This window comes from Amycolatopsis rhizosphaerae (assembly GCF_007713715.1).
GTDB lineage: Bacteria > Actinomycetota > Actinomycetes > Mycobacteriales > Pseudonocardiaceae > Amycolatopsis_E > Amycolatopsis_E rhizosphaerae.
Window position 1 is genome coordinate 1 of sequence record NZ_VJWX01000668.1, and the last position, 3,134, is coordinate 3,134.

Genomic DNA, 3,134 nt, shown 5'->3' on the forward strand with positions numbered 1-3,134 from the left:
ACCCCCAGTTTTTCCCGTCCGGACAACGACAGCCTCCGGTCGAACACGGCCTCGGGCCGTTCCGCGATGCGGTCGGTGAGCCTGCGGTAGATGCCTGCCATGGCCAGGCAGCAGGCCGCGCTGCGGCGGTCCAGCAGCGGCGCGAGGCGCATTCCGTCGGCGTACCACGCCCGGGCCCGTGCCGCGCTGAACCGGATGAGCTCGCTCAGCGCGCCGTCCCGGTCGATCAGCCGGCCACGGGCGTCGAGGGCCAGTTCGACGCCGAACGTGTCGAGGTCCTCCTGCGGCAGGTACACCCGGCCGTTGCCGAGGTCCTCGCGGATGTCGCGCAGGATGTTGGTCTGCTGCAGCGCGATCCCGAGCGCGTCCGCATAGGGGGGAGCCTCGGGATCGGGCCGGTGCCCGAACACGCCCAGGCACAGGCGTCCGATGGACCCCGCGACGCAGCGGCAGTACGTGGTCAGTTCGTCGAAGGTGGCGTAACGCCGTCCTTCGACGTCCATCCACACCCCGTCGAGCAGTTCGTCGAAGGCGCCGAGCGGAATCGGGAACCGGCGGGCGGCATCGGCGAGGGCGACCAGGACCGGATCGGCCGAATCCTGGAGTGCGGCCAGGGATTTGCGGACCTCCTCCAGCCGTCCGGACTTCTGCTCGACCGGAAGGTCGCCGTCACCGATGTCGTCGATCCGGCGCGCCAGCGCGTAGACCGCGCACAGCGCGGCCCGCCGCGGCCTGGTGAGGAGACGGATTCCGTAGTAGAAATTGCGAGCCTCGGTCCTGGTGATCTCTTCGCAGGCTCGATACCCCTCTTCGACCGTGGTCACCGGCGCCCACCCCACACCATCAGCACGGCCAGATGGCGCAGGACGTCCCGCTTGCGCGGCCGCGGCGTGGCGGACAGGACATCCCACCGGGCACGGCGCAGCGCCTCCGCGGTCGCCAGACCGCCGGCGACGTAACCGGAGATGGCGGGCCGGGCCCAGCCGTGCACCTGCGACACCAGTACCGCTCCCTGTCTCAGCTGATCCTGTGCTTTTCCGGTCTGCGCCGCCACCACTCCCCGCAGTCCCCGGCTCGCCGAGACGGCGTCGAGGTCCTCCTCCGCCACGGAAAACGCTTTCAAATCCTCTTGGGGGAGGTAGATCCGGCCCTTGCGCCGGTCCTCCGCGACGTCCTGGCAGTGTTCGAGAAGCTGGAGTGCGGTGCAGACCAGGTCGGACGCGCGCGCGGCCTCCGAGGAATCAGCCGACTCGGCCCCGAAGATCCGCAGCACGATCCGGCCGACCGGATTCGCGGACAGTGCACAGTAGGCCTCCAGTTCGGCCTGGGTGGCATAGCGGGTGATGCGCTGGTCCTGCAGGTTGGCGAGGACCAGCCGGTCGAAGGGTTCCCGGTCCAGCCGCCTCGCCCGGATCGTGGGCACGAGACGGCGCAGGACCGGCTCCTCCGGGGCGCCCTCCCAGGCACGAGCGAGGTCCTTCCGGAACCGTAGCAGCGCGGCGGTCGCGTCGCCTGCCGACTCATCCCCCAAATCATCGATAACGCGCACGACGTCATACACCGCGCCGAGATCGCGCCGAAGGTCACGCGGGAGTATCCGCAACGCTACCGGAAAGTTTTCCGCGCGTTTCTTTTCCGCGAGGGCTGCGCCGGCCGTGGCCACCATCCGGGGTGAGATCCGGGGTAGTCCAGGCTCCTCGACCGTGTCGTCACCTGTCGGTGCTGGCCTCATTCGCCCATAATCCAACCAGGGACGGCCGGGATTCTTCGCGCGGGAAACAAAAACCGGCGAGCCCCGGTTATCACGAGCGAACAGTATTGACCCGATCGAAGGACGACTGCGGACTACGGGCAGGAGGGCGCCGGAGAGCGTGGAAAAGAGAGCCGACCCGAGCGAGTCGAAACTGGAAGAACTGGCCTCGGCCACGGCCGAACGGCTGCCCCGCATGCTCGACGACGTCACCCGGCTGCTGCGCCACGACTGGCCCGACTACGCGGACTTCATCGTGACCGAGCGGGACGAGGTCCTGGTCGCGGCGAGCATCTTCCTGCACCGCCTGGTGCGGATGGCCAAATGGGACATCACCGAGTTGTCGGAGCTGTCGGAGGCCCCCGACCAGCAGCCGGACCAACTCGGCGAGCAGTCGGTGTTCGAGGAGATCGGCCGGGCGCAGTGGCAGCAGGGCCGCGACCTGACCAGCCTGCTGTCGGCCTACCAGATCGGCGCCAGGGTCGCCTGGCACCATGTGGCCGAGGTCGCGCTCGAAGTCGGCGTCTCCCCCGACGTGTTCGCCTCCCTCGCGGAGGCGGTCTTCATCTTCGTGGACCAGCTGTCCTCGGCGTCGGCACGCGGGTACGTGCTCGAACAGTCCGAGGCTGCCGCCGCCCGGGAAAGGCTGCGCGACGAACTGGGCGGCATGCTGCTCTCCGACCGGTCCGACACCGCCGCGATCCGCGCCGCCGCCGCCCGCGTGGACTGGCCGCTGCCGCGGGAGGCCGCGGTCATCCTGGTCGAACCCGACAATCCGGTCGGCACCGCGCTGCTGGCCCGGCTCGACCACTCCTGCCTGCACGTGCGGCGGCAGCGGACGGTGTGCGCGATCATCCCCGATCCGAACGGACCCCAGCGGCGGCAACGGCTGTCGGTCGCCCTGCGGGGCGCCGGGGCCGTGGTCGGGCACGCGGTGCCGCTGGAGAACCTGCCCGCCAGCATGCGGGTCGCCGAGGTCGCCGCCCAGCTGCGGCACGCGGGCGTGCTGGGCGACGATCCGGTGTTCGTCGACGAGCACCTGGATTCGATCATCGTGCACCGCGATCCCCGGCTGCTGGACGCGTTCCGCACCCAGTGCCTTGCCCCGCTGGACGGGCTGGGCCCGGTGACCCGGCAGCGCCTGTGCGAGACGCTCGCGTCCTGGCTGCGGCACCTGGGCGACCGCCGGGCGGTGGCCGAGGAGCTGCACATCCACCCGCAGACCGTGCGCTACCGGCTCACCCAGCTGCGCGAGCTGTTCGGCGAGCGGCTCGACGATCCGGACAACCGCCGCCGTCTCACCCTGGCACTGGCCTGGGGCGACCCCTCCCCGGCCCGGTGAACACCACCCCGCCGGCTTCTGCCCTCCGGCAGGCAGTTGTGT

General features: G+C 70.5%; 3 protein-coding genes. 1 reads left to right on the plus strand and 2 read right to left on the minus strand.

Going from position 1 to position 3,134, the window contains the following annotated elements; all coding sequences use genetic code 11:
• Both hpnD and hpnC read right to left on the minus strand, forming a co-directional pair.
• The coding region (gene hpnD, locus FNH05_RS35225; protein WP_144593174.1) for a presqualene diphosphate synthase HpnD at positions 1–824 on the minus strand (824 nt) is incomplete at its 3' end.
• On the minus strand, positions 821–1,666 hold the full coding sequence (gene hpnC / locus FNH05_RS35230) for a squalene synthase HpnC (protein ID WP_144593175.1): 846 nt from the start codon (positions 1,664–1,666) through the stop codon (positions 821–823). The genes hpnD and hpnC, both read right to left, overlap by 4 nt.
• Positions 1,667–1,871: 205 nt before the next feature.
• On the opposite strand from hpnC, the gene FNH05_RS35235 reads away from it, so the two are divergent.
• Positions 1,872–3,092 carry a PucR family transcriptional regulator gene (locus tag FNH05_RS35235; protein ID WP_144593176.1) on the plus strand — a complete coding sequence of 407 codons (1,221 nt, stop codon included), beginning with the start codon at positions 1,872–1,874 and terminating at the stop codon, positions 3,090–3,092.
• The last annotated feature ends 42 nt before the right edge of the window (positions 3,093–3,134 follow it).